Below are 202 nucleotides of genomic sequence, written 5' to 3' on the forward strand. Positions count from 1 at the left end.
GCCTTCCATACGGTGGAGGAACCACAGGCGGCGCTGGGCGAAGGACAACGGCATCCGCTCCGGACGCACGACGGCAACCAGTGCCGGGCGCTCGACCGGGCTCGTGGCCGCCTCCACCAGCCCCGCCAGCGCGGCGACCGTCGGAGCCGAGAACAGATCCCGGATCGCCAGCTCCGCTCCCAGTACCCCACGGATCCGGCCG

1 protein-coding gene is annotated in these 202 nt (G+C 72.8%); it reads right to left on the reverse strand.

Annotated elements, in window-relative coordinates; all coding sequences use genetic code 11:
- A partial coding sequence (locus tag IO24_RS41890) for a hypothetical protein (protein WP_037670218.1) occupies positions 1-202 on the reverse strand: 202 nt, incomplete at both ends.

It is taken from the genome of Streptomyces flavovariabilis (assembly GCF_000725785.1).
In the GTDB taxonomy this organism is placed as follows: Bacteria; Actinomycetota; Actinomycetes; order Streptomycetales; family Streptomycetaceae; genus Streptomyces; species Streptomyces hawaiiensis.